The 24,813-nt window shown below is 72.0% G+C and carries 29 protein-coding genes; 21 read left to right on the top strand and 8 right to left on the bottom strand.

What is annotated here, in order from left to right; all coding sequences use genetic code 11:
- Nucleotides 1-156: 156 nt before the first annotated feature.
- From ACFY15_RS31300 to ACFY15_RS31335, 8 genes are all read left to right on the top strand, one after another.
- Nucleotides 157-810: an HAD family hydrolase gene (locus tag ACFY15_RS31300; protein ID WP_390688343.1), complete on the top strand. Its 654-nt coding sequence runs from the start codon at nucleotides 157-159 to the stop codon at nucleotides 808-810.
- Between the two features lie 43 nt (nucleotides 811-853).
- On the top strand, nucleotides 854-2,077 hold the full coding sequence (locus ACFY15_RS31305; protein ID WP_390688344.1) for an MFS transporter: 1,224 nt from the start codon (nucleotides 854-856) through the stop codon (nucleotides 2,075-2,077).
- On the top strand, nucleotides 2,049-3,197 hold the full coding sequence (locus ACFY15_RS31310; RefSeq protein ID WP_390688528.1) for an acetoin utilization protein AcuC: 1,149 nt from the start codon (nucleotides 2,049-2,051) through the stop codon (nucleotides 3,195-3,197). The genes ACFY15_RS31305 and ACFY15_RS31310 overlap by 29 nt, the downstream gene beginning before the upstream one ends.
- 91 nt (nucleotides 3,198-3,288) lie before the next feature.
- Complete coding sequence (locus ACFY15_RS31315; protein ID WP_390688345.1) at nucleotides 3,289-4,119, top strand: phosphatase; 831 nt, start codon at nucleotides 3,289-3,291, stop codon at nucleotides 4,117-4,119.
- Nucleotides 4,120-4,235: 116 nt separating this feature from the next.
- A complete protein-coding gene (locus ACFY15_RS31320) occupies nucleotides 4,236-4,445 on the top strand; it encodes a helix-turn-helix domain-containing protein (RefSeq protein WP_008738568.1) in 210 nt (69 codons plus the stop codon).
- 133 nt (nucleotides 4,446-4,578) lie between these two features.
- Nucleotides 4,579-4,677, top strand: a complete 99-nt coding sequence (locus ACFY15_RS31325) for a 30S ribosomal protein bS22 (RefSeq protein ID WP_003948845.1) — start codon at nucleotides 4,579-4,581, stop codon at nucleotides 4,675-4,677.
- A gap of 95 nt (nucleotides 4,678-4,772) precedes the next feature.
- Nucleotides 4,773-5,822, top strand: a complete 1,050-nt coding sequence (locus ACFY15_RS31330; RefSeq protein ID WP_390688346.1) for an NAD-dependent epimerase/dehydratase family protein — start codon at nucleotides 4,773-4,775, stop codon at nucleotides 5,820-5,822.
- Nucleotides 5,822-6,850, top strand: a complete 1,029-nt coding sequence (locus ACFY15_RS31335; RefSeq protein WP_390688347.1) for a lysophospholipid acyltransferase family protein — start codon at nucleotides 5,822-5,824, stop codon at nucleotides 6,848-6,850. The genes ACFY15_RS31330 and ACFY15_RS31335 overlap by 1 nt, the downstream gene beginning before the upstream one ends.
- 87 nt (nucleotides 6,851-6,937) lie before the next feature.
- Here the strand turns inward: ACFY15_RS31335 and ACFY15_RS31340 are convergent, their stop codons facing one another.
- The 3 genes from ACFY15_RS31340 to ACFY15_RS31350 form a co-directional block, all read right to left on the bottom strand.
- The gene (locus tag ACFY15_RS31340; RefSeq protein ID WP_390826496.1) at nucleotides 6,938-8,149 is read right to left on the bottom strand and encodes a DUF5667 domain-containing protein; all 1,212 of its coding nucleotides are present in this window, start codon (nucleotides 8,147-8,149) and stop codon (nucleotides 6,938-6,940) included.
- A gap of 245 nt (nucleotides 8,150-8,394) precedes the next feature.
- Nucleotides 8,395-9,204 carry an ECF subfamily RNA polymerase sigma factor, BldN family gene (locus tag ACFY15_RS31345; RefSeq protein ID WP_042815776.1) on the bottom strand — a complete coding sequence of 270 codons (810 nt, stop codon included), beginning with the start codon at nucleotides 9,202-9,204 and terminating at the stop codon, nucleotides 8,395-8,397.
- Nucleotides 9,205-9,543: 339 nt separating this feature from the next.
- Complete coding sequence (locus tag ACFY15_RS31350; protein ID WP_390688349.1) at nucleotides 9,544-10,575, bottom strand: HAD family hydrolase; 1,032 nt, start codon at nucleotides 10,573-10,575, stop codon at nucleotides 9,544-9,546.
- A 99-nt stretch (nucleotides 10,576-10,674) separates the two neighbouring features.
- Here ACFY15_RS31350 and ACFY15_RS31355 point away from each other — a divergent pair, with 99 nt between their 5' ends.
- The 8 genes from ACFY15_RS31355 to ACFY15_RS31390 all read left to right on the top strand — a co-directional run bounded on the left by ACFY15_RS31355 (nucleotide 10,675) and on the right by ACFY15_RS31390 (nucleotide 18,646).
- Nucleotides 10,675-10,953: a glutaredoxin family protein gene (locus ACFY15_RS31355; RefSeq protein ID WP_042815778.1), complete on the top strand. Its 279-nt coding sequence runs from the start codon at nucleotides 10,675-10,677 to the stop codon at nucleotides 10,951-10,953.
- A gap of 273 nt (nucleotides 10,954-11,226) precedes the next feature.
- A complete protein-coding gene (locus ACFY15_RS31360) occupies nucleotides 11,227-12,066 on the top strand; it encodes a redox-sensing transcriptional repressor Rex (RefSeq protein WP_390688350.1) in 840 nt (279 codons plus the stop codon).
- Nucleotides 12,063-13,832, top strand: coding sequence for a glutamyl-tRNA reductase (locus ACFY15_RS31365; protein WP_390688351.1), 1,770 nt, complete (start codon nucleotides 12,063-12,065; stop codon nucleotides 13,830-13,832). The genes ACFY15_RS31360 and ACFY15_RS31365 overlap by 4 nt, the downstream gene beginning before the upstream one ends.
- Entirely contained in the window at nucleotides 13,829-14,797 is a 969-nt protein-coding gene (gene hemC / locus ACFY15_RS31370; protein WP_390688352.1) for a hydroxymethylbilane synthase, read from the top strand. Before ACFY15_RS31365 ends, hemC begins: the two co-directional genes overlap by 4 nt.
- Nucleotides 14,794-16,464 carry a uroporphyrinogen-III synthase gene (locus ACFY15_RS31375; protein WP_390688353.1) on the top strand — a complete coding sequence of 557 codons (1,671 nt, stop codon included), beginning with the start codon at nucleotides 14,794-14,796 and terminating at the stop codon, nucleotides 16,462-16,464. The genes hemC and ACFY15_RS31375 overlap by 4 nt, the downstream gene beginning before the upstream one ends.
- Nucleotides 16,465-16,638: 174 nt before the next feature.
- Nucleotides 16,639-17,640, top strand: coding sequence for a porphobilinogen synthase (gene hemB / locus ACFY15_RS31380; protein ID WP_390688354.1), 1,002 nt, complete (start codon nucleotides 16,639-16,641; stop codon nucleotides 17,638-17,640).
- 138 nt (nucleotides 17,641-17,778) lie between these two features.
- Nucleotides 17,779-18,288: a carboxymuconolactone decarboxylase family protein gene (locus ACFY15_RS31385; protein ID WP_390826497.1), complete on the top strand. Its 510-nt coding sequence runs from the start codon at nucleotides 17,779-17,781 to the stop codon at nucleotides 18,286-18,288.
- 85 nt (nucleotides 18,289-18,373) lie between these two features.
- Nucleotides 18,374-18,646, top strand: coding sequence for a DUF1876 domain-containing protein (locus ACFY15_RS31390; RefSeq protein ID WP_390688356.1), 273 nt, complete (start codon nucleotides 18,374-18,376; stop codon nucleotides 18,644-18,646).
- 18 nt (nucleotides 18,647-18,664) lie between these two features.
- On the opposite strand, the gene ACFY15_RS31395 is transcribed toward ACFY15_RS31390, so the two are convergent.
- Together ACFY15_RS31395 and ACFY15_RS31400 are read right to left on the bottom strand one after the other, a co-directional pair.
- Nucleotides 18,665-18,844 (bottom strand): DUF397 domain-containing protein, encoded by a 180-nt coding sequence (locus ACFY15_RS31395; protein ID WP_390826498.1) that lies wholly within the window; start codon nucleotides 18,842-18,844, stop codon nucleotides 18,665-18,667.
- A complete protein-coding gene (locus tag ACFY15_RS31400; protein WP_390826499.1) occupies nucleotides 18,841-19,665 on the bottom strand; it encodes a Scr1 family TA system antitoxin-like transcriptional regulator in 825 nt (274 codons plus the stop codon). The genes ACFY15_RS31395 and ACFY15_RS31400 overlap by 4 nt, the downstream gene beginning before the upstream one ends.
- A 113-nt stretch (nucleotides 19,666-19,778) precedes the next feature.
- Here ACFY15_RS31400 and ACFY15_RS31405 point away from each other — a divergent pair, with 113 nt between their 5' ends.
- From ACFY15_RS31405 to ACFY15_RS31415, 3 genes are all read left to right on the top strand, one after another.
- A complete protein-coding gene (locus tag ACFY15_RS31405) occupies nucleotides 19,779-20,174 on the top strand; it encodes an ATP-binding protein (RefSeq protein WP_390688359.1) in 396 nt (131 codons plus the stop codon).
- Nucleotides 20,175-20,239: 65 nt separating this feature from the next.
- Nucleotides 20,240-20,515 carry a type II toxin-antitoxin system Phd/YefM family antitoxin gene (locus tag ACFY15_RS31410; RefSeq protein WP_390688360.1) on the top strand — a complete coding sequence of 92 codons (276 nt, stop codon included), beginning with the start codon at nucleotides 20,240-20,242 and terminating at the stop codon, nucleotides 20,513-20,515.
- Nucleotides 20,512-20,766, top strand: a complete 255-nt coding sequence (locus ACFY15_RS31415; RefSeq protein WP_390688361.1) for a Txe/YoeB family addiction module toxin — start codon at nucleotides 20,512-20,514, stop codon at nucleotides 20,764-20,766. The genes ACFY15_RS31410 and ACFY15_RS31415 overlap by 4 nt, the downstream gene beginning before the upstream one ends.
- 70 nt (nucleotides 20,767-20,836) lie before the next feature.
- On the opposite strand, the gene ACFY15_RS31420 is transcribed toward ACFY15_RS31415, so the two are convergent.
- From ACFY15_RS31420 to ACFY15_RS31430, 3 genes are all read right to left on the bottom strand, one after another.
- Complete coding sequence (locus ACFY15_RS31420; protein WP_390688529.1) at nucleotides 20,837-21,634, bottom strand: VOC family protein; 798 nt, start codon at nucleotides 21,632-21,634, stop codon at nucleotides 20,837-20,839.
- 147 nt (nucleotides 21,635-21,781) lie between these two features.
- Entirely contained in the window at nucleotides 21,782-22,321 is a 540-nt protein-coding gene (locus tag ACFY15_RS31425) for a hypothetical protein (protein WP_390688362.1), read from the bottom strand.
- A 75-nt stretch (nucleotides 22,322-22,396) separates the two neighbouring features.
- Nucleotides 22,397-23,944, bottom strand: coding sequence for an alkaline phosphatase (locus tag ACFY15_RS31430; RefSeq protein WP_390688363.1), 1,548 nt, complete (start codon nucleotides 23,942-23,944; stop codon nucleotides 22,397-22,399).
- Nucleotides 23,945-24,163: 219 nt separating this feature from the next.
- On the opposite strand from ACFY15_RS31430, the gene ACFY15_RS31435 reads away from it, so the two are divergent.
- Together ACFY15_RS31435 and ACFY15_RS31440 are read left to right on the top strand one after the other, a co-directional pair.
- Nucleotides 24,164-24,394, top strand: a complete 231-nt coding sequence (locus ACFY15_RS31435) for a hypothetical protein (protein ID WP_045948584.1) — start codon at nucleotides 24,164-24,166, stop codon at nucleotides 24,392-24,394.
- A complete protein-coding gene (locus tag ACFY15_RS31440) occupies nucleotides 24,391-24,789 on the top strand; it encodes a type II toxin-antitoxin system VapC family toxin (RefSeq protein WP_390826500.1) in 399 nt (132 codons plus the stop codon). Before ACFY15_RS31435 ends, ACFY15_RS31440 begins: the two co-directional genes overlap by 4 nt.
- Nucleotides 24,790-24,813 lie beyond the last annotated feature (24 nt).

The following is a 24,813-nucleotide window of genomic DNA, read 5'->3' on the forward strand; positions in this document are numbered from 1 at the left end:
GTACTGCAGGGGGGACCCTGTGGGAGAGTAGGACGCCGCCGAACAATCATTGTGGGAAAGCCCCGCACCTTCTGGTGCGGGGCTTTTCTGCGTTTTCAGCCGTTTACCCGCACCGCCCTGCCGGGTACGTGCGACGGGCACTCGTATGGTGGGCTGATGGTCTACCAGCTGGTCATCTTCGACAACGACGGCGTCCTCGTGGACAGTGAGCCGCTCGCCAACACCGTCCTCGCCGAGTACCTCACGGAACTCGGACACCCCACCACGTACGAGGACTGCCTGCGGGACTACCTGGGCGGCGCCGTGCACCGGATCCACGACGTGGTCCACGCACGCACCGGGCAACGGCTGCCGGAGGACTTCGACCGGGTCCTCCACGAGCGGATCTTCGCCGCCTTCGCGCGCGAACTCCGGCCCGTTCCCGGGGTGACCGAGGTGCTCGGCGAGCTCTCCGCGCAGGGGGTGCCGTACTGCGTCGCCTCCTCCAGCAGCCACGAGCGGATCCGCGTCGGGCACCGTGCCGCCGGACTCGGCGAATGGTTCGAGGAGGAATGGATCTTCAGCGTCGAGGACGTGGGCCGGGGCAAGCCGGCGCCGGACCTGTTCCTGCACGCCGCCGACATGATGAGCGTCCACCCCTCGCAGTGCGTGGTCGTCGAGGACAGCCCGCTCGGGGTCGAGGCCGCCCGGGCCGCCGGCATGGACGTCCTCGGGTTCACCTCCATGCTCCCCGCGTCGAAGCTGTCCGGGGCCACCGCCTGCTTCGGGGAGATGAAGGAGCTGTCCGCCCTGCTCGGATTGGGTGTGTGATCGCTCTACCCACGGGTAGGCGCGGGGCCTACGCTGTGCCGCCATGACAGATGACGTGTTGCGGCGGGGCCGCGGCGCCCTCGGGTTGGGCTTCCTCGTACAAGGGGTCACGTTCGCCCTGCTCGTGACCCGCATCCCGGCCATCCAGGACCAGTACGGGATATCCGACGGGCTGCTGCCCGCCTTCCTCGCCGCCGTGCCGGTTCTCGCCGGGGTCTCCAGCGTCGCCACCGAGCACCTGGTGAAGCGGGTCGCGCCCGGCACCGTGCTGCGGTGGGCGCAGCCCGTCGTCCTACTGGCACTCCTCGGCGTCGGGGCCGGGACCCGGCTGTGGCACGCGGCCGTCGCCCTGGGCGTGTTCGGGCTGGCGGTCGGCGCGCTGGACGCCTCGATGAACATGCTCGGGGTCAGCCTCCAGCGGGCGTACGGGCGCTCCATCATGCTCGGGTTCCACGCCGCGTACAGCCTGGGCGGCATCCTCGGGGCGTCGGCGGCCTGGGCGGGGGCGCACTGGCATCTGGCGCTGTTCACCGGATACCTGCCGGCCGTGGTGGTCATGCTGCCGCTCGTGTTCGCCGGGAGCCGGTACTACGTGGACACGAAGGCCGGAGCCGGCGAGGCCGCGCAGGGGTGGCCCGAGCGGGGCGGGCGGCTGCTGCTGCCACTGTGCCTGGTGATGGCGTGCGCGTACATCGGGGACTCCACGGTGGCGAACTGGAGTGCCAAGTACCTCCAGGACGTGCTGGGGAGCTCGGAGCAGTTGGCGACCGTCCCCTACAACGTCTACATGGTGACCACGCTCGTCGGGCGGGCCGTCGGGGACCTCGGGGTGCGGAGGTTCGGGGCGGTGGCCGTGGTGCGCTGCGGGGCGGTGGTGGCGGCGGCCGGGTTCGCGGTCGTGGCGGCGGCGCCCGGGGCGTGGACGGGGATGCTGGGGTTCACGCTGCTGGGGATCGGGCTCTGCGTGATCGTGCCGCAGACGTTCGCGGCGGCGGGGCGGCTGTTCCCGAACGCCTCGGACACGGCGGTGGCGCGGCTGAACATCTTCAACTACGTGGGTTTCCTGGTCGGTTCGCCGCTCGTCGGCGGGATCGGGGAGGCCTGGAACTACCGGGGCGCCATGGTGGTGCCGATGGTGCTGGTGCTCGTCACGCTGTTCCACGCCCGCTCGTTCGGCACGGTGGACCGGGCCCGATACGGTGTGCGGCATGAGCGGCGAGCCGGTGACCGGGCTGTTGATGTGGGACGAGGCGGTAACGGGGTATGACTTCGGACCGAGCCATCCGATGGACCCGGTGCGCCTGGCGCTGACGATGGGCCTGGTGCGGGCCTTCGGGCTGGACCGGGAGATGGAGGTGCGGGCGGCCCGTGCGGCCGGGGAGTCGACGCTGAGGCTGGTGCACCGCGAGGACTACGTCGCGGCGGTGCGCGAGGTGTCGGCGGATCCGGGGGTGGCGGACGGATCGTACGGGCTGGGGACGGTGGACGACCCGGCGTTCCACGGGATGCACGAGGCGTCCGCGCTGATCGCCGGCCAGTCGGTGGCGGGCGCGGAGGCCGTCTGGCGCGGGGAGGCGGAGCACGCGGTGAACTTCGCCGGCGGGCTGCACCACGCCATGCCGGGCGGGGCGGCCGGGTTCTGCGTGTACAACGACGCGGCGCTGGCGATCGCCCGGCTGCTGGAGCTGGGCGCCGAGCGGGTCGCGTACGTGGACGTGGACGTGCACCACGGGGACGGGGTGCAGGCGGCGTTCTGGGACGATCCCCGGGTGCTGACGGTGTCGCTGCACGAGCACCCGCGGACGTTGTTCCCTCAGACGGGCTGGCCTCAGGAGACGGGCGGCCCGTCGGCCGAGGGGAGCGCGGTGAACGTGGCGCTGCCCGCCGGGACCGGGGACGAGGGGTGGCTGCGGGCGTTCCACGCGACGGTGCCGGAGCTGCTGCGGGACTTCCGGCCGCAGGTGCTGGTGACCCAGCACGGGGCGGACACGCACTTCGAGGACCCCCTCGCGCACCTGGCGGTGTCGCTGGACGCGCAGCGGGCGGTGCAGGAGGCCTGTCACGCCCTGGCACACGAGTACGCGGGCGGGCGGTGGCTGGCGCTGGGCGGCGGCGGGTACGCGGTGGTGGACGTCGTGCCGCGGTCGTGGACGCACCTGGTGGGGATCGCCGCGCACCGGCCGGTGGATCCGCGGTCGGCGGTGCCGCAGGCCTGGCGGGACGAGGTGTACGCGCGGACGCGGCAGCACGGGCCGGCCCGGATGACGGACGGGCGCGAGCCCGGGTGGCGGGAGTGGGACGCGGGTTACGATCCGGCGGACCGTACGGATCAGGCCGTTCTGGCGACGCGTCGGGCGGTGTTCCCGTTGCGCGGGATGCTGGTGTGACGGGTGATCAGTTGGCGGCGTGATTACGCCAACGGTGGGGCTGTGCGTCGCAACTGATGATCCGGCAGATCGCGTGCGGCAGCATCGGAGGGTGTTGAGCGAGGGCGCCTTGCGCGCGCATCTGCTGGCCTCCCGGTTGGCCGGGCCCGTCGCCACCACCCGGGAGGAGAGCCTGCGCAGCTACCGGCTGTTCGCGGCGCGCGATCCCCGGGTGCTGCTGGGGCTGGACCCGGACGGACGTTGGGACGAGGGTGCGCTGCTGGGGCTGATGGCGGAGCGGTGCGGGGTCTCCCCGGACCCGGCGCAGGTCAGCGGGCCGGACGTGATCGATCCGGAGCGTACGGTGGCCGCGCTGGAGGTGTTCGCTGAGCGGTTGCGGGAGGCGGTCGGGGCGCGGTCGCCGGTGCTGTTCGGTACGGGACACCCGCATCGGCTGCTGTCGTTCTACGCCGCTTTGGCGGGGGCCGTGTCGGCGGCGGGCTGTGTTGTCCTCACCCCGGCGCAGGGGGCCCATGTCGACATGGCGACCCGGTTCGGCGTACGGCGGCACCGGATCGATTACGTACGGGGAGTCGCGTTGGTGCGGGAACCCGGCGCGCGGGGAGGCGGGAGTGCCACCGGCGCACACACCCATTCGCCGGCCCCGGTTCGGGTGGCGCTCGGGGCGCTGGCGGAGGGCGGGGGGCCGCTCCCGGAACTGCTCGTCGGTGATCACGGATGGGTCTGCGGTGCAGGTCAGCTTGGTGTGGAGGCGATCGGGCTGGCCGATACGGATGATCCCGCGCTGTTCGTGGGGGAGGCCGAGGGGCGGGTGGCGGCGGTGGTTCCGCTTGATGACGCGGTGCGCTCGGCTGCCTATGGACCGCTCACGCGGTTCGTGTTGCGGCGCGCCGGGCTGCCGGTGCGTCAGGAGTGGCCGTAGCTCCTCTTCCCCAGCCGTATCACGCGCCCCTACTCTGGGGAGTGAGCGTGCGACGACGAGGAGTAACCGGAGGGGAAGCCGGTGCCCGTCATGCGCGGAAGGTCAAGGTGGGTGTCATGGCTGCTGGCGAGAGGCCTCTCAGTGAGGTTCAGTTCCTGACCGTGGCGGAGGTCGCCTCGGTGATGCGAGTGTCGAAGATGACCGTGTACCGCCTGGTGCACAACGGTCATCTGCCCGCGATCCGGGTGGGCCGGTCCTTCCGGGTCCCCGAGAACGCGGTCCACGAGTACCTCCGTGAGTCCTACGTGGGGGTGGAGTCGGCCTGAGAACGAGGCTCGGGCAACACCTGCGGAAGCCTCGGATTACAAGCTCGGAGCTCGGGCGGGTAGGCTAGGCCGACGTAGGTCGTGTGGGCCCAGACGCCCCGCACCGAGTGAAGAGAAGTGAGCGAGGGTAGTCGTGGGCTCTGTTATCAAGAAGCGGCGCAAGCGGATGGCTAAGAAGAAGCACCGCAAGCTGCTCAAGCGCACCCGCGTCCAGCGTCGTAACAAGAAGTAAACGGCAGCTGTACGTGTTCTCCGCAGCCCCTCCACCATCCTGGTGGAGGGGCTGCGGTGCAGCCGGGGGTACTTCTCGAGGGAGGCGCTGAGCTCGTGGGGAAGGTCGTGCTCGTCACCGGGGCTGCCCGGCAGCTGGGAGGCCGCTTCGTGCGCCGCATCCAGCGAGACCCCGAGGTGGAGCGGGTCATCGCGGTCGACGCCGTGACCCCGCCGCACCGACTCGGCTCGGCCGAGTTCGTGCACGCGGACATCAGACAGTCCGCGATCGCCCGCGTGCTCGCCGAGCACGCGGTGGACACGGTGGTCCATCTGGCGGTCACCGGAGGCGCCCCCGGGGCGCCGGGCGGGCGCAGTGCCGTCAAGGAGACCAACGTCATCGGGACGATGCAGCTCCTGGGCGCCTGCCAGAAGTCGCCGACCGTACGGCGGCTCGTGGTGAAGTCCAGTACCAGCGTGTACGGGGGGACGGCGCGCGACCCGGCCGTCTTCACCGAGACCACGCAGCCGAAGTCGCTGCCGTCGGCCGGCTTCGCGAAGGAGGCCGCCGAGGTCGAGGGGTACGTCCGGGGCTTCGCGCGCCGGCGGCCGGACGTGGCGGTGTGCGTGCTGCGCTTCGCGAACATCCTGGGGCCCTTCGCGGACTCGGCGTTGGCGGAGTACTTCTCGATGCCGGTGATGCCGACGGTCCTCGGCTACGACCCGAGGCTCCAGTTCGTCCACGAGGACGACGTGGTGGACGTGCTGCGGCTGGCGTCGGGGGAGCCGCGCCGCGGCACGCTGAACAGCGGGACCTTCAACATCGCGGGGGACGGCGTCCTGCTGCTGTCGCAGTGCGCGCGGCGTCTGGGGCGGCCGGCGGTGCCGCTGCTGCTGCCCGCGGTGACGTGGGTGGGCCAGGCGCTGCGGGCGGTCGGGGCGACGGACTTCTCGCCGGAGCAGATCCGGCTGCTGACGCACGGGCGGGTCGTGGAGACCGCGCAGATGCGCGAGGTGCTGGGTTTCCGGCCGCAGTACACGACGGTGGAGACCTTCGCGGACTTCGCGCGCAGCCGGGGGAACGGGCTGCTGCCCCCGGAGCGGGTCGGGCGGGCCGTGGACCGGGTCGCGGCATTCTTGAAGGTGGACGAGGGAGTGGAGCGGTAGTGGCGGACGCCAAGGTCATTCCGTTCGGCGAGGACCGGCCGCGCCGGCGCGGCGGTGGCGCGCGCAAGGCGCGGGCCGTGGACGCGGTGGCGGCCCCCTCGCGGCCGCCGGAGGCGGCTTCGCAGGAGCCCGGGCCGGTGGAGCTGGTGGCGCCCGTGGAGGCGCCGGCGGGCCGGGCGCGCGGCGGCGGTGACTGGGACCGGCGGATCGCGGGCGGGCTGGCGTTCCTGCGCCGGCGGATCACGGGCGAGTACGAGGTCGACGCGTTCGGCTACGACAAGGAGCTGACGGACCAGGTCCTGATGTCCCTGATGCGGCCGCTGTTCGACAAGTACTTCCGGGTCGAGGTCAAGGGCGTCGAGAACATCCCGAAGGAGGGTGGGGCGCTGATCGTGGCGAACCACTCGGGGACGCTCCCGCTGGACGGGTTGATGCTCCAGGTCGCGGTGCACGACCACCATCCGGCGGAGCGGCACCTGCGGCTGCTGGCGGCGGACCTGGTGTTCATGCTGCCGGGGGTCAACGAGCTGGCCCGCAAGGCCGGTCACACGCTGGCGTGCGCGGAGGACGCGCAGCGGCTGCTGGAGGCCGGGGAGCTCGTCGGGGTGATGCCGGAGGGCTTCAAGGGGTTGGGGAAGCCGTTCGGTGAGCGCTACAAGCTGCAGCGGTTCGGCCGGGGCGGGTTCGTCTCGACGGCGCTGCGGGCGGGTACCCCGATCGTGCCGTGCTCGATCGTGGGGGCGGAGGAGATCTACCCGATGATCGGCAACGCGAAGACGCTGGCGCGGCTGCTGGGGCTGCCGTACTTCCCGATCACGCCGACGTTCCCGTGGCTGGGCCCCTTGGGGGCGGTGCCGCTGCCGACGAAGTGGACGATCCAGTTCGGGGAGCCGATCCCGACGGACGGGTACGCGGCGGAGGCGGCCGAGGACCCGATGCTGATGTTCAACCTGACGGACGAGGTGCGGGAGCAGATCCAGCACACGCTGTACAAGCTGCTGGTGCAGCGGCGGTCGGTGTTTTTCTGACGGCACGGACTTCTGACGCCACGGCCTTCTGAGGGCATGACGGAAGGGGGCGGGACCACTGGGTGGTCCCGCCCCCTTCCGTGCGTCCTACCCGGCGTCTTCCGCCTGGATGCCCAGGCCCGGGAGCAGGCCCGGGAGGAGGGGCGGGAGGGTGATGTCCGGGTGCGGGAGTTCCGGGGTCGCCGGGGCGCCCGGGGTGGACTGGCCCTGTGCCGGCGGGTTGAGCAGGCCGCCGGTGCCGCCGAGGAGGCCGCTGCCGGGCGCCGGGCTGCCGGAGGAGCTGGGCGCGGACGGTGCGGTCGGCTGCGAGGGGGCTCCGGACGCGGGGGCGGGCTGCTGCTTGCCCGGGGCCGCCGGGGTGCCCGCCGTGGACGGGCCGGAGCCCTGTCCGCCGCGGTTCTGCTCCGGGGGCTTCGGCAGGAGGCCCTGGAGCGGCTCCACGTCATCGTCTATGGCCTGGAAGACCGAGGTCACCTGGTCGCCGACGTCGTGCAGCTGCGGCGGGAGGTTGGACCGGAGCCGGCCCCACGCGTCGCGGTGGGAGCGGGAGAACGAGGACAGCGTCTGGATCGGGCCGAGCGAGCCGTCCCGTTCGTAGGCCGCCTGGAGGAGCCGGTGGCCCTCCGCCGCGTCGTGTTTCATGCCCGCCAGGGCGCGCCGGATCTCGGCCAGGACCTCGTGGTCGAGGGGGCCCGACCGGCCGCGCTCCATCAGCCTGCGCGCCTCCGACAGGCGGTTCGAGGCCTGGTCGAGGTAGAGCTCGCCCCGGTCCGCGTCCTCGTCGGCCATGCCCAGCTTGAGGTCCTCCATGCCCAGCTTGACCGGGTAGAGGGAGTCACCGGGCAGGGCGTCGGTGCTGGCAGCGGCCACTCCGCTGAAGGCCCCGGCGGCCACACCCACGGTGAGGCCGCCCGCTGCGATGCCCTTGGACCAGCGGGAGCGGGGCCGCAATTTCCGGAGCGAGGTCGCCCGGTGGGCGCCGCGGCCGGTCCGCTGCTCGGGCACCTGAGGGTCCGAGGCGGCACCGCCCCCGGCCCTCTCCTCCATCACCATGGCCTCCATGGCGGCCACGAGCTGTGCTCGTTGCACCACTTTGACCTCGGGGTCCAGCACCGGGCGCGGCATTCTTTCGCCGAGCGCACTCGCCAGGGCCAACAGCCGGTCGTGGTCGGCAGATTCGGCAGGTGCCTCGGACTGCTCGGCCGCCGGTTCCGGTTCCGAAAGGTCGGACGGGGTCCGACCTTCCAGGGCCTGGGCGAAGGCGTTCGCCCGCCGGTGCGGAGTCACGTTCGCGATCACTGGCGGCACCTCCTCTCGTCATGACGATCGACTCCCCAAGGTGTCCGGAGGGTTGCCTTCCTTGAGCACATCCACACTTTCGGGTGAGTGGCTTCGGGCAGGGCGTGTCCACAGGGAGCCTGCATTCCGCACAACGAGCGGCGCGGCACTTGGGTTACGGACGAAGGATGATCGGACCACAGCGTCATCGAGGGGTCACCGGGTGTGAGGTCGTCGTGTTCTTTCGCGGGCGTGGTTCGCCGGCGTCAGCGGGCGTCGTCCGGCAGCAGGCGGGCGAGGGTGCGGACCGCCCGGTACTGGAGCGTTTTGATCGCGCCCTCGTTCTTCCCCATGACCCGGGCCGTCTCGGCGACGGAGAGGCCCTGGAGGAAGCGGAGGGTCACGCACTCCTGCTGCTGCGGGTTGAGTTTGCGCACGGCTTCGAGGAGGGCCGCGTTGGAGAGGGACTCCAGGACGGAGTCCTCGGGGCTGCGCTCCACCTCGTTGGCGTCGAGCATCTCGCCGGTGGTGACCTCCAGGCGGAAGCGGCTGGACTTGAAGTGGTCCGCCACCAGGTTCCGCGCGATGGTCACCAGCCAGGCGCCGAAGTCGCGGCCCTGCCAGGTGAAGGTGGAGATGCGGCGCAGCGCGCGCAGGAAGGTCTCACTGGTGAGATCCTCCGCGGTCGCCTTGCCGCCGACGCGGTAGTAGATGTAGCGGTACACCGTGTCGCTGTACTGGTCGTAGAGGCGGCCGAAGGCCTCGGCCTCGCCCGCCTGGGCGCGTTCGACCAGGTCCATCATGCGGGCCTGGTCGCTGTCCGCCGTGGGGCGACGGGCGGTGGGCGCGCTCGTGCCGCCGCCGGCGGCCGACCCCGCGCTGGTGCGACCTCGTCTGCCCACCGTCGCTCCGCCGTCGGTCAGGGCGTAGCAGGGACCGGCCGGGCCGAGGCCGGCAGGGACGGCGGCGAAGGCGGGGACGGCGTACGCGGTGGGGACGAAGCCGCGCAGGTGGTCGAGGACCGTTGCGCGCAGCGTAGCCAGGCCCGAGGCGTCAACCCCGACAGGTGGGTACACGGGACTCCCAGAGGCAGAGCTTCCATCACGTGCAGTGCGGGACCGTTCACCCATCGTGGCGACAGGCGGGCGGCGGCATGCGTCTGAGGAGAATAACGCTTCGTACAGGCAGTGCTACACCCAGTTGCTGAAATCACCGGTTCGGACACTTCCGTTGCGTGTCGAGGGCGTAATCAGGCCTGGTTGGTGATCAGTTACTGATCGCTTCAGTGCGCGGAATGGAAGCTTCCAGGGTGCCCGCGACCGAGTCGGGCAGGCCGGAGTGCCGCGCCGGGGGTGCGGGTAGAGGGGAGCGAATGAACGCCGGGCCGCCCGCGGAAGGGGTGTGGCCCGGCGTCGCTACTTGCGGCGGCGGTGCAGGGCGATGGCGGCGGCCGCGCCGCCCGCGATCGCGCCGACGCCGGCGGCGGCCGGGACGCCGACCTTCACGGCCTTGCGTCCGGTCCGGTAGTCGCGCAGCCGCCAGTCGTGCGCACGGGCATGCTTGCGCAGTTTTGTGTCGGGATTGATCGCGTACGGATGTCCGACCAGCGACAGCATCGGGATGTCGTTGTGCGAATCGCTGTACGCGGCGCAGCGCGCGAGGTCCAGGTCCTCTGCGGCGGCCAGCGCGCGCACCGCCTCGGCCTTGGCGGGGCCGTGCAGCGGCTCGCCGACCAGGCGACCGGTGTAGATCCCGTCCACGGACTCGGCGACGGTGCCCAGGGCGCCGGTCAGGCCGAGCCGGCGGGCGATGATCGTGGCGGTCTCGACGGGGGCGGCGGTGACGAGCCAGACCTTCTGGCCGGCGTCGAGGTGGGCCTGGGCCAGGGCGCGGGTGCCCGGCCAGATCCGCTCGGCCATGTACTCGTCGTAGATCTCCTCGCCGATCGCCATGAGTTCGGAGACCTTGTGGCCCTTGACGATGGACAGGGCGCTGTCGCGGGCGTCCTGCATGTGGTCGGGGTCCTCGACCCCGGCGAGCCGGAACCAGGCCTGCTGCCAGGCGAAGCGGGCCAGTTCGCGGCGGCGGAAGAACTCGCGCTTGTAGAGGCCGCGGCCGAAGTGGAAGATCGCGGCGCCCTGCATGACGGTGTTGTCGAGGTCGAAGAAGGCGGCGGCGAGGTCGTCGCCGGGGACCGGGAACGCGGGCTCGGCCGCGGTCGCCGACTCGGCGTCCGCGGCTGCGTCCGATTCCCGCACGGCGTCCGCGGCGGTCTCGGCTCCGGTTCCGCTTGCGGTCTCGGGGGCCTCCGGCGCCGCCGGGGCGGGCTGCGGTGGTGCGTCGGACCGCGCGGTCTTGCGGGCGGCCTCGGCCGAGGCCTCGCCTGCCAGCACGCTCCGTGCTGTCGCGGAGCGTCTACGGGGGGTGAGCCATCCCAGAGCGGCCATGACGCGAGCATAGCCACTGTGTTCGGGAGTTCCCGAACCGCCGGGAAACAGGGCGGTTAACTCTTCGGGCACACGCGGGCGGCGCGGGACAATGGCCGCATGAGCCCTTTGCTGCGCCGTAAGGAAAAGAAGCGTCCCGACGAGCGGATGGTGACGCTCATCGGGAAGCCCGGGTGCCATCTGTGCGACGACGCCCAGGAAGTGATCGAGAAGGTGTGCGCCGAGACGGGTGCGCAGTGGGAGAAGAAGGACATCTCGCAGGACGAGGAGCTCTACCGCCGGCACTGGGAGCAGATTCCGGTCGTGCTGGTGGACGGGGAACAGCACACCTTCTGGAGGGTGAACCCCGACCGTCTTCGACGGGCATTGGGAGCCTGACCCTCCGTGCCGTTACCATCATGGGCGATTTATGGCGACTCGGGGGCGTATCGATGAGGAGTGTGTACCGCTTTGCCCCCCTCGGGATTTGAACGGGTTCGGCCCGTTCCCGGGTCAGGCCCCGCGCGCCCAGCCTGCGTGACCCCGGTCACTTTGCTCGGACAAAGCGGACACAATCTTTGTGCACGCGTTCACAAAGACATAGCCTGCTTTCGACGGGGCGGTCCTGGGACACGAGGCCGCCTACAGCCCCGCTCATCCCGCAGGAGCATCGTGGCAACTGGCCGAACTCACCGACCGGCGACCCGCAGCCGAGGTATTCCCGAGGCCACTGTCGCCCGGCTTCCGCTGTACCTGCGCGCACTCACCGCGCTCTCCGAGCGCTCGGTCCCCACGGTGTCCTCCGAGGAGCTCGCGGCCGCCGCCGGAGTGAACTCCGCGAAGCTGCGCAAGGACTTCTCGTACCTCGGTTCCTACGGCACGCGGGGCGTGGGATACGACGTCGAGTACCTCGTCTACCAGATCTCCCGTGAGCTCGGGCTCACCCAGGACTGGCCCGTCGTCATCGTCGGCATCGGCAACCTCGGCGCCGCCCTGGCCAACTACGGCGGTTTCGCCTCGCGCGGCTTCCGCGTGGCCGCGCTGATCGACGCCGACCCGGCCATGGCCGGGAAGCCGGTGGCGGGCATCCCCGTGCAGCACACCGACGACCTGGAGAAGATCATCGAGGAGAACGGCGTCTCCATCGGGGTCATCGCGACCCCGGCGGGCGCCGCGCAGCAGGTCAGCGAGCGGCTGATCGCCGCCGGTGTGACCTCCATCCTGAACTTCGCGCCCACCGTGCTCCAGGTCCCGGACGGGGTGGACGTGCGCAAGGTCGACCTGTCGATCGAACTGCAGATTCTGGCGTTCCATGAGCAGCGCAAGGCCGGCGAGGAGACGGGCGGGGCCGCGGAGGCCCCTGCCGCGGGCGCCTCCGCCGCGGGTGCCGGTGCCGCCGGCGGGACCGGGGCGGCTCCGGCCGCCGCCGTCGAGCCGCCGGCCGGACGGGGCGCCGCCACCTCCCGCAAGAACGGGCCCGACGGCGACGTTCCGGCGGTGATGCCGGCATGAGTCTGCTCGTCGTTGGCCTGAGCCACCGCAGCGCGCCGGTGAGCGTGCTGGAGCGGGCCTCGCTGTCCGTCGACGCCAAGGTCAAGCTGCTGCACGACACCCTGGCCGCCGAGCCGGCGGCCGAGGCGAGCGTGCTGGCCACCTGCAACCGGATCGAGCTGTACGCCGACGTGGACAAGTTCCACGCCGGTGTCGCCGAGCTGTCCACGCTGCTGGCCCAGCACAGCGGGGTCGCGCTGGAGGAGCTCACCCCCTACCTGTACGTCCACTACGAGGACCGGGCGGTGCACCACCTGTTCTCGGTGGCGTGCGGCCTGGACTCGATGGTGGTCGGCGAGGGGCAGATCCTCGGCCAGATCAAGGACGCGCTGGCGCTGGGGCAGGAGCTCCACACCGCCGGGCGGCTGATCAACGACCTCTTCCAGCAGGCGCTGCGGGTCGGCAAGCGGGCGCACTCGGAGACCGGGATCGACCGGGCCGGGCAGTCGCTGGTGACCTTCGGCCTGGAGCAGCTGGCCGTGCGGGAGCCGGTGGCCGACTGGGCCGCCGGGAAGCGGGCGCTGGTGATCGGCGCCGGGTCGATGTCCTCCCTGGCCGCCGCCACGCTCGCGCGGGTGGGGGTCGCGGAGATCGCCGTCGCGAACCGGACCGCGGAGCGGGCGGAGCGTCTCGCGGAGATTCTGGTTGCCTCGGGCACCGGTGTGGCCGCGCGGGCGGTTCCGATGTCCGCCGTCGCGGACGAGCTGGCGCTGGCCGATGTGGTGGTCTCCTGTACGGGGGCCACCGGCCTGGTGCTGACCGGGGACGACGTCGCCGCGGCGGTGTCGGGCGGCCCTGCGGGGCACTCCCCCACCCCGCCCCTTCCCGAAACCGGGGCTGCGCCCCAGGCTGAGGCAGGAGCGCACGCGCCCGTGGCGCCGGGCGTGGCCGACGGCTCCGCCGCGGCCGGGCGCGCGCCGCAGGCCGTCGCGGTAGCCGCGCCCGACGCCGCGCTCGTCGCCCGGCTCGTCGCCGCCGCCGAAGGCGGGCGGCGGCTCGCCGATGCCGGGGCCGCTCGGACCATCACCGCCGCCGGTCAGGCCGGCGTCGACGGCTGTCCCGTCGACGTGCCCGCCGGGGACGGGCGGTCCGCGCTGGCCGGGGTGGACGCCAGTTCGCTGGAGCTGCACGGGGCTTGGGCCGATCAGGGCGGCGCCCCCGCCCAGCGGCAGCCGCGGCGGGAGAACCGCGCCCACGGCGACGGGGCCCCCGTACGCCTCGCGCTGCTGGACCTGGCCATGCCCCGGGACATCGACGCCGCCGTGCACCGGATCCCGGGCGTGCGCCTCGTGGACATCGAGAGCCTCGCCGAGGCGTCCGCGGACGCGCCGATGGCCGCCGACGTCGACGCCGTGCGCGGGATCGTGGCCCAGGAGGTGGCCGCCTTCGGCGCCGCCCAGCGGGCCGCGCACATCACCCCCACCGTCGTCGCCCTCCGGGCGATGGCCGCCGAGGTCGTCGCCATGGAGGTGGCACGGCTCGACGGGCGGGTACCCGACCTCGACGAACGGCAGCGCGCTGAGGTCACCCAGACCGTGCGCCGCGTCGTCGACAAGCTCCTCCACGCGCCGACCGTGCGCGTGAAGCAGCTCGCGAGCGAACCCGGCGGCGCCGGGTACGCCGAGGCGCTGCGTGAACTCTTCGACCTCGACCCTCAGACGGTGGCATCCGTCAGCCGGGCGGACGCGGCCGATCCGAAGAACGACGACCCAGGACGGGCATCATGAACTCACGTCCCGGCCAGCCCCTCAGGCTCGGCACACGCCGCAGCAAGCTGGCCATGTCCCAGTCCGGGCACGTCGCCGAGGCGGTCCGGGCGGTCACCGGCCGGCCCGTGGAGCTCGTGGAGATCACGACGTACGGCGACGTGTCCCGCGAGAACCTCGCGCAGATCGGCGGCACCGGCGTGTTCGTCACCGCGCTGCGCGACGCGCTGGCGCGCGGCGAGGTCGACTTCGCCGTGCACTCGCTGAAGGACCTGCCGACCACGCAGCCCGACGAGCTGGTCATCGCCGCCATGCCGAAGCGGGAGGACCCGCGCGACGCCCTCGTGGCACGCGACGGGCTGACCTTCGAGCAGCTGCCCGACGGCGCCCGGGTCGGTACCGGCTCGCCGCGCCGCATGGCGCAGCTGCACGCGTACGCCAAGGGGCTGGGCAGGCGCATCGAGTGCGTCGCCATCCGGGGCAACGTCGACACCCGGATCGGGTTCGTGCGGGACGGGGAGCTCGACGCCGTCGTGCTCGCCGCCGCCGGCCTGAACCGGATCGGGCGCGGTGACGAGGCGACCGACCTGCTGTCGGTCGACAACGTGCTGCCCGCCCCCGGCCAGGGAGCCCTGGCCGTGGAATGCCTCGCCTCCGACGCGGAGCTCATCGCCGCGCTCGGTCAGCTCGACGACCCGCACACCCGGGCCGCGGTGACCGCGGAGCGTGCCCTGCTCGCCGCGCTGGAGGCCGGCTGCAGTGCGCCCGTGGGCGCGCTCGCCGACCTCCTGGCCGACGGCCAGACTGTCAATGAAATGCGCCTGCGTGGTGTCGTGGGAACCCTCGACGGTTCCACGCTGGTGCAGCTGTCCACCACCGGTCCCGTGCCCCAGTCGTACGACGAGGCCATGGCGCTCGGCCGTGAACTCGCGGACGAGATGCTGGCCAAGGGCGCGGCCGGTCTGATGGGGGAGCGATCCCTTTGAACCCCTCAAGCCCCACCACCTCCGCTTTCCCGGCCGTCGCGGTCCAAGGGCTCGTCACCTTCCTGGGTGCCGGCCCCGGCGACCCGGGTCTGCTGACGCTGCGCGCCGTCGAGGCGCTCGCGGCCGCGGACGTACTGATCGCCGAGCCCGAGGTGCTCGACGTCGTACGGACCCACGCGCGCGCGGGCGTCGACACGCCGCAGCTGACGGTCGCTGACGAGAAGTCAGCCGCCGCCGGGGTGCCGGTGATCCGCGACGCCGCCAATCTTGTCATGGAGGCCGCGCGCTCCGGCAGGCGGGTCGTCCGTGCCGTCACCGGCGACCCGGGGCTCGACGGGAACGCCGCCGCCGAGATGCTGGCCTGCGCGAACGAGGGGATCCCCTTCGAGGTCGTGCCCGGTGTCGCGACCGCCGTCGGCGTGCCCGCGTACGCGGGCGTCCCGCTGCGCGGCGACAAGGGCGCGGACGTGCGCTTCGTGGACGCCAGGCACGCCTCGGCGCGCTGCTGGGCCGAGGTGGGCGCCAGCGAGGGCAGCGTCGTGGTCGTCTCCGCCACGCTGGAGACGGTCGCCGCCGCGGCCGCCGAGCTGGTGTCGGCCGGGCGTGGGCCCGAGACCCCGCTGACGGTGACCGTCGGCGGTACGACGACCCGGCAGCGGACCTGGACCGCGACCCTGGGCACCATCGCCCAGGTCTTCAAGCAGGGCAAGGTGCTTCCGTCGCCCGAGGGCGCACGGCCGGTCATAGCCGTGGTCGGCGAGCAGGGCGCGGCCGCGCGCCGCGATGAGCTGGCCTGGTTCGAGTCGAAGCCGCTGTTCGGCTGGCGGGTGCTCGTGCCGCGCACCAAGGAGCAGGCCGCTTCGCTCTCCGACCAGCTGCGTTCGTACGGCGCGGTGCCGCACGAGGTGCCGACCATCGCCGTGGAGCCGCCGCGCACCCCGCAGCAGATGGAGCGGGCGGTCAAGGGCCTGGTCACCGGCCGCTACGAGTGGATCGCCTTCACCTCGGTGAACGCCGTCAAGGCGGTGCGGGAGAAGTTCGAGGAGTACGGGCTCGACGCGCGCGCCTTCGCGGGCATCAAGGTCGCCGCGGTCGGCGAGCAGACCGCCGCCGCGCTGGTCGAGTTCGGCGTCAAGCCGGACCTGGTGCCGAGCGGCGAGCAGTCGGCCGCCGGGCTGCTGGAGGACTGGCCGCCCTACGACCCGGTCTTCGACCCGATCGACCGCGTCTTCCTGCCGCGCGCCGACATCGCCACCGAGACCCTGGTGGCCGGCCTGATAGAGCTGGGCTGGGAGGTCGACGACGTCACCGCCTACCGGACCGTGCGCGCCTCGCCGCCGCCGGCGGACACCCGTGAGGCGATCAAGGGCGGCGGCTTCGACGCCGTTCTCTTCACGTCGTCCTCGACCGTCCGCAACCTGGTCGGCATCGCGGGCAAGCCGCACAACGTGACCGTCATCGCCTGCATCGGGCCGGCGACGGCCAAGACGGCGGAGGAGCACGGCCTGCGCGTGGACGTGCTGTCGCCGGAGCCGAGCGTGGGCAAGCTGGCGGAGGCGCTGGCCGCGTACGGGGAGGCCCGCCGCGAGGCCGCCAAGGAGGCCGGTGAGACCGTGGCCCGGCCCAGCGAGCGCCGTCCGGGCGCGCGGCGCCGTCGTACGACGTGAGCGGGCCGGCGGCGTTAGCCGGGTTAGTGGCGGGAGGGGTCCGGGTGCGCAGAGCGCCCCGGGCCCCTTCGGCGTGCTGCCGGGCGGCCGGCCGCGGTGCTGGGCGCGGGGGCCCGGAGGGGACGGCCTAGGCTGGGGGCGACTGCTGTCGATGCTCGAAGAGGCGACTAGAAGATGAGCGCGTACGGATCCTTCCCCGGCTCGCGGCCCCGTCGGCTGCGCACCACCCCGGCGATGCGGCGGATGGTCGCCGAGTACCGGCTGCACCCCTCGGACCTGATCCTGCCGGCGTTCGTCCGGGAGGGCATCAGCGAGCCCCTGCCGATCTCGGCGATGCCGGGCGTCGTGCAGCACACGCGGGACACGCTGCGGAAGGCCGCCGTGGAGGCCGTCGAGGCGGGCGTGGCGGGGATCATGCTGTTCGGCGTCCCGGCGGACGAGAACAAGGACGCCCTGGGCACGGCCGGCACCGAGCCGGACGGCATCCTCCAGCTGGCGATCCGCGACGTGAGGTCCGAGGTCGGCGACGACCTGGTGATCATGTCGGACCTGTGCCTGGACGAGTACACCGACCACGGTCACTGCGGGGTCCTGGACGAGCACGGCCGCGTGGACAACGACGCGACGCTGGAGCGGTACGCGGAGATGGCCCAGGTCCAGGCCGACGCGGGCGTCCACGTCGTGGGCCCCAGCGGCATGATGGACGGCCAGGTCGGTGTGATCCGCGACGCCCTGGACGAGACGGGCCACGAGGACGTGGCGGTCCTCGCCTACACCGCGAAGTACTCCTCCGCCTTCTACGGGCCCTTCCGCGAGGCCGTCGCCTCCTCCCTCCAGGGCGACCGCAAGACCTACCAGCAGGACCCGGCGAACGCCCGCGAGTCCCTGCGGGAGCTGGCGCTGGACCTGGAGGAGGGCGCCGACATGGTCATGGTGAAGCCGGCCGGCCCCTACCTGGACATCCTGCACCGGGTCGCCGAGGCCGTGGACGTGCCGGTGGCGGCGTACCAGATCAGCGGCGAGTACGCCATGATCGAGGCGGCCGCGGAGAAGGGCTGGATCGAGCGCGACCGGGCGATCATGGAGACCCTGCTCGGCATCAAGCGGGCGGGTGCGGACACGATCCTCACGTACTGGGCGACCGAGGTCGCGGGCCGGCTGCGCCGCGAGCGCTGACCTTTGGCGGGGGTGGGGGCCGGTCCGACGGGGCCGGCCGCCCGCCGCTCCAGGTTTTCTCCCCCGGGACGTCACATCCGCCTCGCAGGATCGGTCAGTGCGGTGAGAACGCCGTGCCGACCAGAGGAGAGGCCGATCATGACCGAGACACGGAACACCGCCGCCGCCCGGGGGCTCCGCTCGCGGATGTCCGACCCGGTGGCCCTGCTGCCGGAACTGGGCGCGGTGACACAGGCCCTGTTCAAGGCCGTGGACAACGACACCGTCCCGAAGAGCACGCTGGGGCTGGTGTACCTGCGGGCCGGGCAGATCGTCGGCAACACGTACCTGACCCTGATGCACACCGGGAACCTGCGCCGGTCCGGCGAGTCCGAGGAACGCATCACGGCCGTGTCCTCGTGGCAGGACGCCCCGTACTTCACGGACGCCGAGCGGGCGGCGCTGGCGCTGGTCGAGGCCGTGCTGACGGCTCCGGAGGCGGGCACGGAACGCGTCTCGGACGCGCTGTTCGCGGAGGCGTCGCGGCACTACGACGAGAAGGCGCTGACCACGCTGGTCGTCGCGATCGGACAGGTCAACTTCTACATCCCGCTCGCGCTGATCGGCAAGCCGCTGCCGGGCACGTCGATGGCGAAGCAGTGGACCTGACCCGCTGAGCCCGGGCCTGCGGCCCGCCGTGCGGGGGTGCGCCCGCGGGTGCACGCTGGTATCAGCGGCCACGGAGGTGATCGCCATGAAGGATGCCGTCGGATGGCATGTGGAAATGGAGTTCCAGGAGGACAACAAGCGCACGCGGGCGGCGGCCATGGTCCGGCTACCGGACGGGAACGAGGTCCGCGGGCACGGCTACGCAAGCCGCCACCCCAGTGACGGCAATCAACCCCGCGTGGGTGAGGAGATCGCGGCAGCCCGCGCACTCAACGACATAAAGGAGCAGCTGCTCAGCAAGGCGCACAACGAGATCGACGACGCCTCCGGGCGCACGTCGTACCCGATCACCCGCTGACTCGGGGTCCGGGCGGCGCTACCGGCTGACCCAGCCGGTCAGCGCCGCCCAGCTCGCGGGGGCGAGGCCGAGCGTCGGCCCGTCCGGGACCTTGGAGTCCCGGACGTGGACGGTGGTGGGGGTGGTGGCCACCTCGAGGCACTGTCCGCCCTCGTCGCCGCTGTAGCTGGACTTGAACCACTCCAGTGTGGTGCTCATAGCTCTCCTAGCAAGCGGTCCAACAGGCCGCGCGTCTGCTCGGTGTTGAGGGCCTGAGTTCGCAGCATCGCATACTTCCGCGCAAGGATGCTGACCTCGTCCAGGTCGGCGATGAGGTGACTGCCGCGTTGGCTCTCGGTGTACGCGAAGTGCTGGTGATCCGGGGTTTCCAGGAGCGTAAAGGGGCCGTTGAGACCAGCGTGGACGGGTTGGTCGAGCGGCATGACCTGGATGGAAACATCTGGGAGTTCAGCGCAAACGAGCAGGTATCGCAGCAGCTCCTCGTGCACCCTGCGGCCGCCGATGCGGTGGCGGACGACTGGCTCCCAGATGACGAAACTCAGAGTGGGGGCCGTCGCGCGGCGCAGTATCTTCTGGCGGTCCAGTCGGTCCGCCGTGAGCGCGTTGATCTTTTCCTGATCGTAGGCCGGTACGCGGCAGGCGAAGACGGCTCGGGCGTAGCACTCGGGCTGGAGCAGACCTGGGATGACCTGGTTGTCGTACCAGGACAGCGCAATGGCCCGCTTCTCCAGCTCCATGTACTCCTCCGCCCAGGGCGGGATCACATCCACGGCAGGCATCTCGTTGGCCGCGACGGTCAGTGTGCCGGGCAAAGCCAGGTGTAGGTCCAGTAGTTCGGCGACGTGCGGCATGAGCGCCCGTCGGCCCTGCTCGATGGACCCGATGCTCTCCTCGTCCACCTTGATCAGGTCGGCGAGCTGCCTCTGTGTCAGGTTCTTCGCGATCCTTGCGGCGGCTACCTGACGGCCGACCATCTTCATGGTCGTCGCATTGGGGCGCGGGCGCTTCTTCGGTGGCATGGCGATGAACTCCCCGCCTTCGGACGCGGATTATCCCCGGCGCACCCGTACTCGTCTCAGAGTACGGGTGGGCTCACTGTCACAAGCTAGTCACTCCGCGCCACGATCGTCCCGTGAACCTAAATACTCAACCCGGCCTCCTGTGTGAGCGGTTGTTCCCCAGGGCCTTCCAAACCGTCTCCGCCGCGCGGGACTTCACGTGCGAGACGCTCGCGGCGTGGGACGTCGCGGAGCGCCGGGACGACGTCGTGCTGTGTGTCAGCGAGCTCGCCACCAACGCCCTGCGGTACGGGGTGCCGCGCGGGCGGTCGTACCGGGTGCGGCTGCTGAACTTCGACTGCTGCGTGCGCGTCGAGGTGCACGACAGCGGTCCCGGGCGGTCGCGGATCATCGGGCGGCCGCCCGGGACCGGGCTGCGGATCGTGGAGGCCGTCTCCGACCTGTGGGGGGTGCTGCCCCGGTCGCCCGGGAAGGTCGTGTGGGCCGAGTTCCGCTCCGACGGCTGTTAGCCGCGCCATCGAAGGCGTCGACTGGTACGGTAATCCCGTACGACTGTGGAGTGGGAGGTGAGCCCGTGTCGATCTCGGCGAACGAGGCCCGGCAGCGTTTCTACCCGCTGATCCGGCAGGTCAACGAGGACCACGTGCCCATAGAGGTCACTTCCCGGGAGCACGGCGACGTCGTGATCATGTCGGCCGAGGACTTCCGGTCCTGGCAGGAGACGGTCTACCTCCTGCGCTCGCCGCGCAACGCCCAGATCCTGATGGAGTCCATCGCGGAACTGGATGCCGGCCGGGGCCAGGTCAGGGAGCTGATCGGTGAGGACGGCGACGAAGGGGCCATTGGGTGAAGGTGCTCTTCTCGGGCCGGGCCTGGGAGCAGTACACGTACTGGGCGACCGCCGATCCGAAGGTGCTCAAGAGGATCAACCGCCTGATCGAGGAGATCCAGCGCACGCCGTTCGAGGGCGCCGGTAAGCCGGAGCCGCTGAAGGAGAACCTGTCCGGGTGGTGGTCCCGGCGGATCACCGACGAGCACCGGCTGGTGTACCGCATCAGGGACGGGGCGGTCGAGGTCGCCCAGGCCCGCTACCACTATTGACGCCGCCGGGAGCGGGCCCGCCGCGCCCGGCGGTACCGGCGGCCCCGCTCGGTGAGCGGGGCCGGGCGGGTCAGGCCTGCTGCTCCGGCATCGACGGGGTGATGACGGAGAACGCGCCGCCCTGGGGGTCGGCCAGGACCGCCATGCGGCCCGCCGCCATGTCGAAGGCCGGGGCCAGGACCGTACCCCCGGCGCGGACGGCGGCTGCCTGGACCTCGTCCACGTTGTCCACGCGGAAGTACGGCTGCCAGTGCGGCGGCACGCCCGGCGGCAGATTGGTCTGGTCCATCATCCCGCCCACCGCGCGGCCGGCGACCTGGAACTCGATGTACCCCTCGGCGCCGGGCATCTCGGACCGTGCCGTGGTGACGGGCAGGATCGAGGAGTAGAACGCGGACGCGCCCGGCAGGTCGGGCGTGGTGAGCTCGTTCCAGATCAGCGCGCCGTGCTCGTTGACGATGCCCGCGCCGTCGAAGGTGCCGGGCTGCCACAGGCCGACGACCGCGCCCGCGGGATCGGCGATCACGGCCATCCGGCCGAGGTCCATGACGTCCATCGGGCCCATCATGACCGTGCCGCCGGCGTCGGTGACGGACTTGGCGGTGGAGTCGATGCTGTCCGTCGCCAGGTACGTCGTCCACACCGTCGGCGGCAGCGGGTCCGGCACCGTCCCGTCGGGGTTCGTCGCCTTCATGATCCCGGCGACCGGCTTGCCCTTGAGGGTGCAGACGGCGTAGCCGCCCGTCTCCGGCGGGCCCACCTCGCCCTGCCAGCCGAAGAGGTCGCAGTAGAAGTCGAGGGCGGCCCGCTGGTCGGGGACCATCAGGTCGATCCAGCAGGGGGTGCCGGGCTTGTAGGGGCCGTTCATGTCGGGCACGCGCGTCTCCGGGGTCGGGTGAGGGGGCGGACGGGCCGTCCCCTACCCGCCCTCCGGCGGCGGAACCGGACCATCCGGGTGAAGTCGGGCGGAAGGGAGGGGGAAGGCTCCACGCGGGCGGCCCCGGAAGTCCGGCGGCTACTCGTTCACCAGGACCGGGATCGAGAGCACCGCGGCGGCCGGGGTGCCGGTGAGGCGGTCGGCGGGGACGGTGAAGTCGATGCCGTCGCCGGCCGCGCGGGGGCCCGTGTGGGGCTGTCCGGCGTGGCCCTCCTCGCCCTCCTCCTCGTAGTGGAAGGTGCCGGTGCCCAGGAGGCGGCCCTGCGCGTCGTAGTACGCGGCGGTGAGCTCCAGGGCCAGGGTGTCGCTGACGTCCGAGCTGATCGCGATGTGGCCGGTGACGGACGGGGCCCCGGTCAGCTTCAGGTCCGTCAGCTTCACGCGGTCCGTGAACGGGCCCTGCTCGGTGCGGACCTCGCCCGCCGCCGGGGCCGGGGTGAGGACGGCGGCCGGAGCGGGCGCGCTGCGCGGGGCGGGCAGGGACACCGGCGCGGCGGCCGGAGCGGGGTCCTCGGCCGCCGACGGGGCCGGGGCGCCCGAGCAGCCCGTGGCGAGCGCGAACAGGGCGGCGGCGGCCGCGGCGGCGGCAGCGACGCGGGGGAGGTACGTCAGCGACATCGGGGGTGTGCTCCTGGGGAAAAAGCGGGCGGCCGGGGCCGGGGGAGTGCGCCCCCGGCCCCGGCCGCCCGGGGATCAGTGCTGCTGCGGAGAGCGGCCGAACAGCGAGCGGTACATCTTGCCGTACAGCTCGGTGTTGATCTGGCTCGCGGCGAAGGCGTTGCCGCCCGGGCCGTAGGCGTAGATCGGGACGTCGGCGCCGGTGTGGTTGCCGGACAGGTAGGTCAGCCACAGGCTGGCCTCGGGGCTGCCGTCCTTGACGCCCGCCGGGTCGTCCGGGGTGCGGAAGGTGGCCGGGGCGAAGTTCTTCGTGTCACCGGAGCCCGCGCCGTTCACGATGCCGCTGGAACGGGCCGGGTCCTTGGCGCCCGAGGAGGAACGCGACGGGACGCTGTTGTTGGCGGGGTTGCCGGCGTCCGTGTTGGACGGCGGCGCCACGGCCTCGGCGTTGGTGTACGTGCCCTTCTCGATGATGTTGAAGCCGGCGCACTCGTGGTCCGCCGTGACGATCACGAGGGTGTGGCCGTCCTTCTTCGCGAACTCGTACGCGGCCTTGACCGCGTCGTCGAACGCCTTGATCTCGTCGAGGGTCTGCGCGGCGTCGTTCGCGTGCGAGCGCTTGTCGATCTGGGCGCCCTCGACCTGGAGGAAGAAGCCCTTCTTCGACTTGCCGCGGTCGTACGAGCCGCCCTGCTTGCGGTCCGTCAGCAGCTGGATCGACTTGCGGGTCATGTCCGCGAGCGAGGGCTCCTGCTTCTGCGCGGCGTCGGCCGGCAGGGCCGCCTTGTTGTGCTCCACGGTCAGGTTGCCGCGGTTGAACAGGCCGATGACCTTCTTGCCGTTGGCCTTGTCCAGGTCGGCCTTGGTGGCGACCTTCTGGCTGGCGGCCGTCTGCGCGGGCAGCTTCGGGTCGCCGAAGCTGCCGAGGACCTGGTAGCCCTGCGCCTGGAGGGCCTTCTGGTCGTCCGGCTCGAAGCGGGCCAGGCCGCCGCCGAGGATGACGTCGGCGGTGCCGTTGCGGGCGATCTGCTCGGCGATCGGCGTGATCAGCGTCTTGTCGGCCGGGGCGGCCTCGTAGCTGCCGTCGTCCTTTTTGGGGAGGCAGGCGGCGTCCGAGTACACCGGGCCCTGGCAGCCGCGCAGCAGCGCGTGGCTGAACTGGGCGGCCGGGGTGGCGTCGGTGATCTCGGCGGTGGAGACGTTGCCCGTGGCGAAGCCGGCCGCGTGGGCCTGCTCCATCAGCGTGCCGACCTTCTTCTCGTACGCGTCCACGCCGATGGCCGCGTTGTACGTCTTCACGCCGGAGGCCCAGGCGGTCGCGGAACTGGCCGAGTCGGTGACCAGGGCCGGCTTCGCGCTGTTCTTCTCGACGGCGTAGGTGGCTACCGCGCCCGTGTGGGGGAGGGTCTCCATGGTGAGCTTGCCGCCGGCGCCCATGAACCGGTCGCGCGCGGCGGTCACGTGGGTGCGGCCCATTCCGTCACCGAGCAGGTAGATGACGTTCCTGATGTCCTGGTGCGAGTCGCTCTGCTGGGGCGCGGAGTTCGCGGTGGCGGCGGTGCCGGCGGCCACGGCGCTGGCGATGGCCAGGACGGTGAGCGTCTTCAACGGTCTGCGGCGCATGTGCGGGAGATTCCCCTCGGGTGTTCGGCAGGGTTCGCGCCGACCGTAGGAGGGCTGTGTGAACGGGACGCTACCGCTCGGTATTGCCCGGCCGAACGGGGAGGGCATGACAGGGCACGGTCATCCCGGCGGGGGGCGTTCCGGAGCGGCCCCGGGCCGCTCCAGGAGGGGAGAGTTCATTTGCCAGCAGAATGCTGGCAGTGCGACTACTCTTGTTGCATGGCCACTCTCTACGTGCGTGATCTGTCCGACGAGGCGCTCGCCGAGCTGAAAATACGTGCCGCCCGAAGCCGCCAGTCCTTGCAGGCCTACGCCCGCACCCTGTTGGAGGAGGAGGCGGCCACACCGTCGATGGAGGACGTCGTCACCCGGATCCGGGCGCGCGTATCGGCCCGGTTGAGCGCAGACGAGGTGCTCGCGGACCTGGACGCAGGACGGCGGCGCGAATGATCGTGATCGACGCGAGTGCGGTCGTCATGCTGGTGGCCGACGCGGGACCGGTCGGTGAAACGCTCAGGGAGCGGGTGCTGGGCGAACGGTTGGCGGCGCCACACCTGCTCGACGTGGAAGTCGCCCATGCACTTCTCGGCAGGCACCGTGGAGGCAAGCTCACCGACGCCCAGCTGGACGCGGCCTGGGACGACTTCGCAGCCCTGCCGGTCCGGCGGATGGAGCACGTGCCCGTCCTGCCCCGAGTGCGCGAGTTGTACGCGAACCTGTCCGCGTACGACGCCACATATGTCGCCCTCGCGGAGGGGTTGCAGGTCCCGCTGGCCACCTGTGACGCGCGGATCGCACGGTCGGGCAGCCCCCGATGCAAGATCGAGGTGTTCGGACCGGAATAGCGAGTGGCCCCCTCCCGGCAGGGA

The sequence above is a fragment of the Streptomyces sp. NPDC001373 genome, from assembly GCF_042895815.1.
Taxonomy (GTDB): Bacteria; Actinomycetota; Actinomycetes; order Streptomycetales; family Streptomycetaceae; genus Streptomyces.

What these genes read in the sequence shown, in the direction of transcription:
- ACFY15_RS31390 (WP_390688356.1), top strand. Translation starts at nt 18,374, where the DNA reads ATGAAGGATGCCGTCGGATGGCATGTGGAAATGGAGTTCCAGGAGGAC.
- ACFY15_RS31300 (WP_390688343.1), top strand. Translation starts at nt 157, where the DNA reads ATGGTCTACCAGCTGGTCATCTTCGACAACGACGGCGTCCTCGTGGAC.
- ACFY15_RS31425 (WP_390688362.1), bottom strand. Translation starts at nt 22,321, where the DNA reads ATGTCGCTGACGTACCTCCCCCGCGTCGCTGCCGCCGCCGCGGCCGCC.
- ACFY15_RS31400 (WP_390826499.1), bottom strand. Translation starts at nt 19,665, where the DNA reads ATGCCACCGAAGAAGCGCCCGCGCCCCAATGCGACGACCATGAAGATG.
- ACFY15_RS31355 (WP_042815778.1), top strand. Translation starts at nt 10,675, where the DNA reads ATGAGCCCTTTGCTGCGCCGTAAGGAAAAGAAGCGTCCCGACGAGCGG.
- hemC (WP_390688352.1), top strand. Translation starts at nt 13,829, where the DNA reads ATGAACTCACGTCCCGGCCAGCCCCTCAGGCTCGGCACACGCCGCAGC.
- ACFY15_RS31395 (WP_390826498.1), bottom strand. Translation starts at nt 18,844, where the DNA reads ATGAGCACCACACTGGAGTGGTTCAAGTCCAGCTACAGCGGCGACGAG.
- ACFY15_RS31320 (WP_008738568.1), top strand. Translation starts at nt 4,236, where the DNA reads ATGGCTGCTGGCGAGAGGCCTCTCAGTGAGGTTCAGTTCCTGACCGTG.
- hemB (WP_390688354.1), top strand. Translation starts at nt 16,639, where the DNA reads ATGAGCGCGTACGGATCCTTCCCCGGCTCGCGGCCCCGTCGGCTGCGC.
- ACFY15_RS31305 (WP_390688344.1), top strand. Translation starts at nt 854, where the DNA reads ATGACAGATGACGTGTTGCGGCGGGGCCGCGGCGCCCTCGGGTTGGGC.
- ACFY15_RS31365 (WP_390688351.1), top strand. Translation starts at nt 12,063, where the DNA reads ATGAGTCTGCTCGTCGTTGGCCTGAGCCACCGCAGCGCGCCGGTGAGC.
- ACFY15_RS31385 (WP_390826497.1), top strand. Translation starts at nt 17,779, where the DNA reads ATGACCGAGACACGGAACACCGCCGCCGCCCGGGGGCTCCGCTCGCGG.
- ACFY15_RS31435 (WP_045948584.1), top strand. Translation starts at nt 24,164, where the DNA reads ATGGCCACTCTCTACGTGCGTGATCTGTCCGACGAGGCGCTCGCCGAG.
- ACFY15_RS31310 (WP_390688528.1), top strand. Translation starts at nt 2,049, where the DNA reads ATGTGGGACGAGGCGGTAACGGGGTATGACTTCGGACCGAGCCATCCG.
- ACFY15_RS31350 (WP_390688349.1), bottom strand. Translation starts at nt 10,575, where the DNA reads ATGGCCGCTCTGGGATGGCTCACCCCCCGTAGACGCTCCGCGACAGCA.
- ACFY15_RS31430 (WP_390688363.1), bottom strand. Translation starts at nt 23,944, where the DNA reads ATGCGCCGCAGACCGTTGAAGACGCTCACCGTCCTGGCCATCGCCAGC.
- ACFY15_RS31420 (WP_390688529.1), bottom strand. Translation starts at nt 21,634, where the DNA reads ATGAACGGCCCCTACAAGCCCGGCACCCCCTGCTGGATCGACCTGATG.
- ACFY15_RS31440 (WP_390826500.1), top strand. Translation starts at nt 24,391, where the DNA reads ATGATCGTGATCGACGCGAGTGCGGTCGTCATGCTGGTGGCCGACGCG.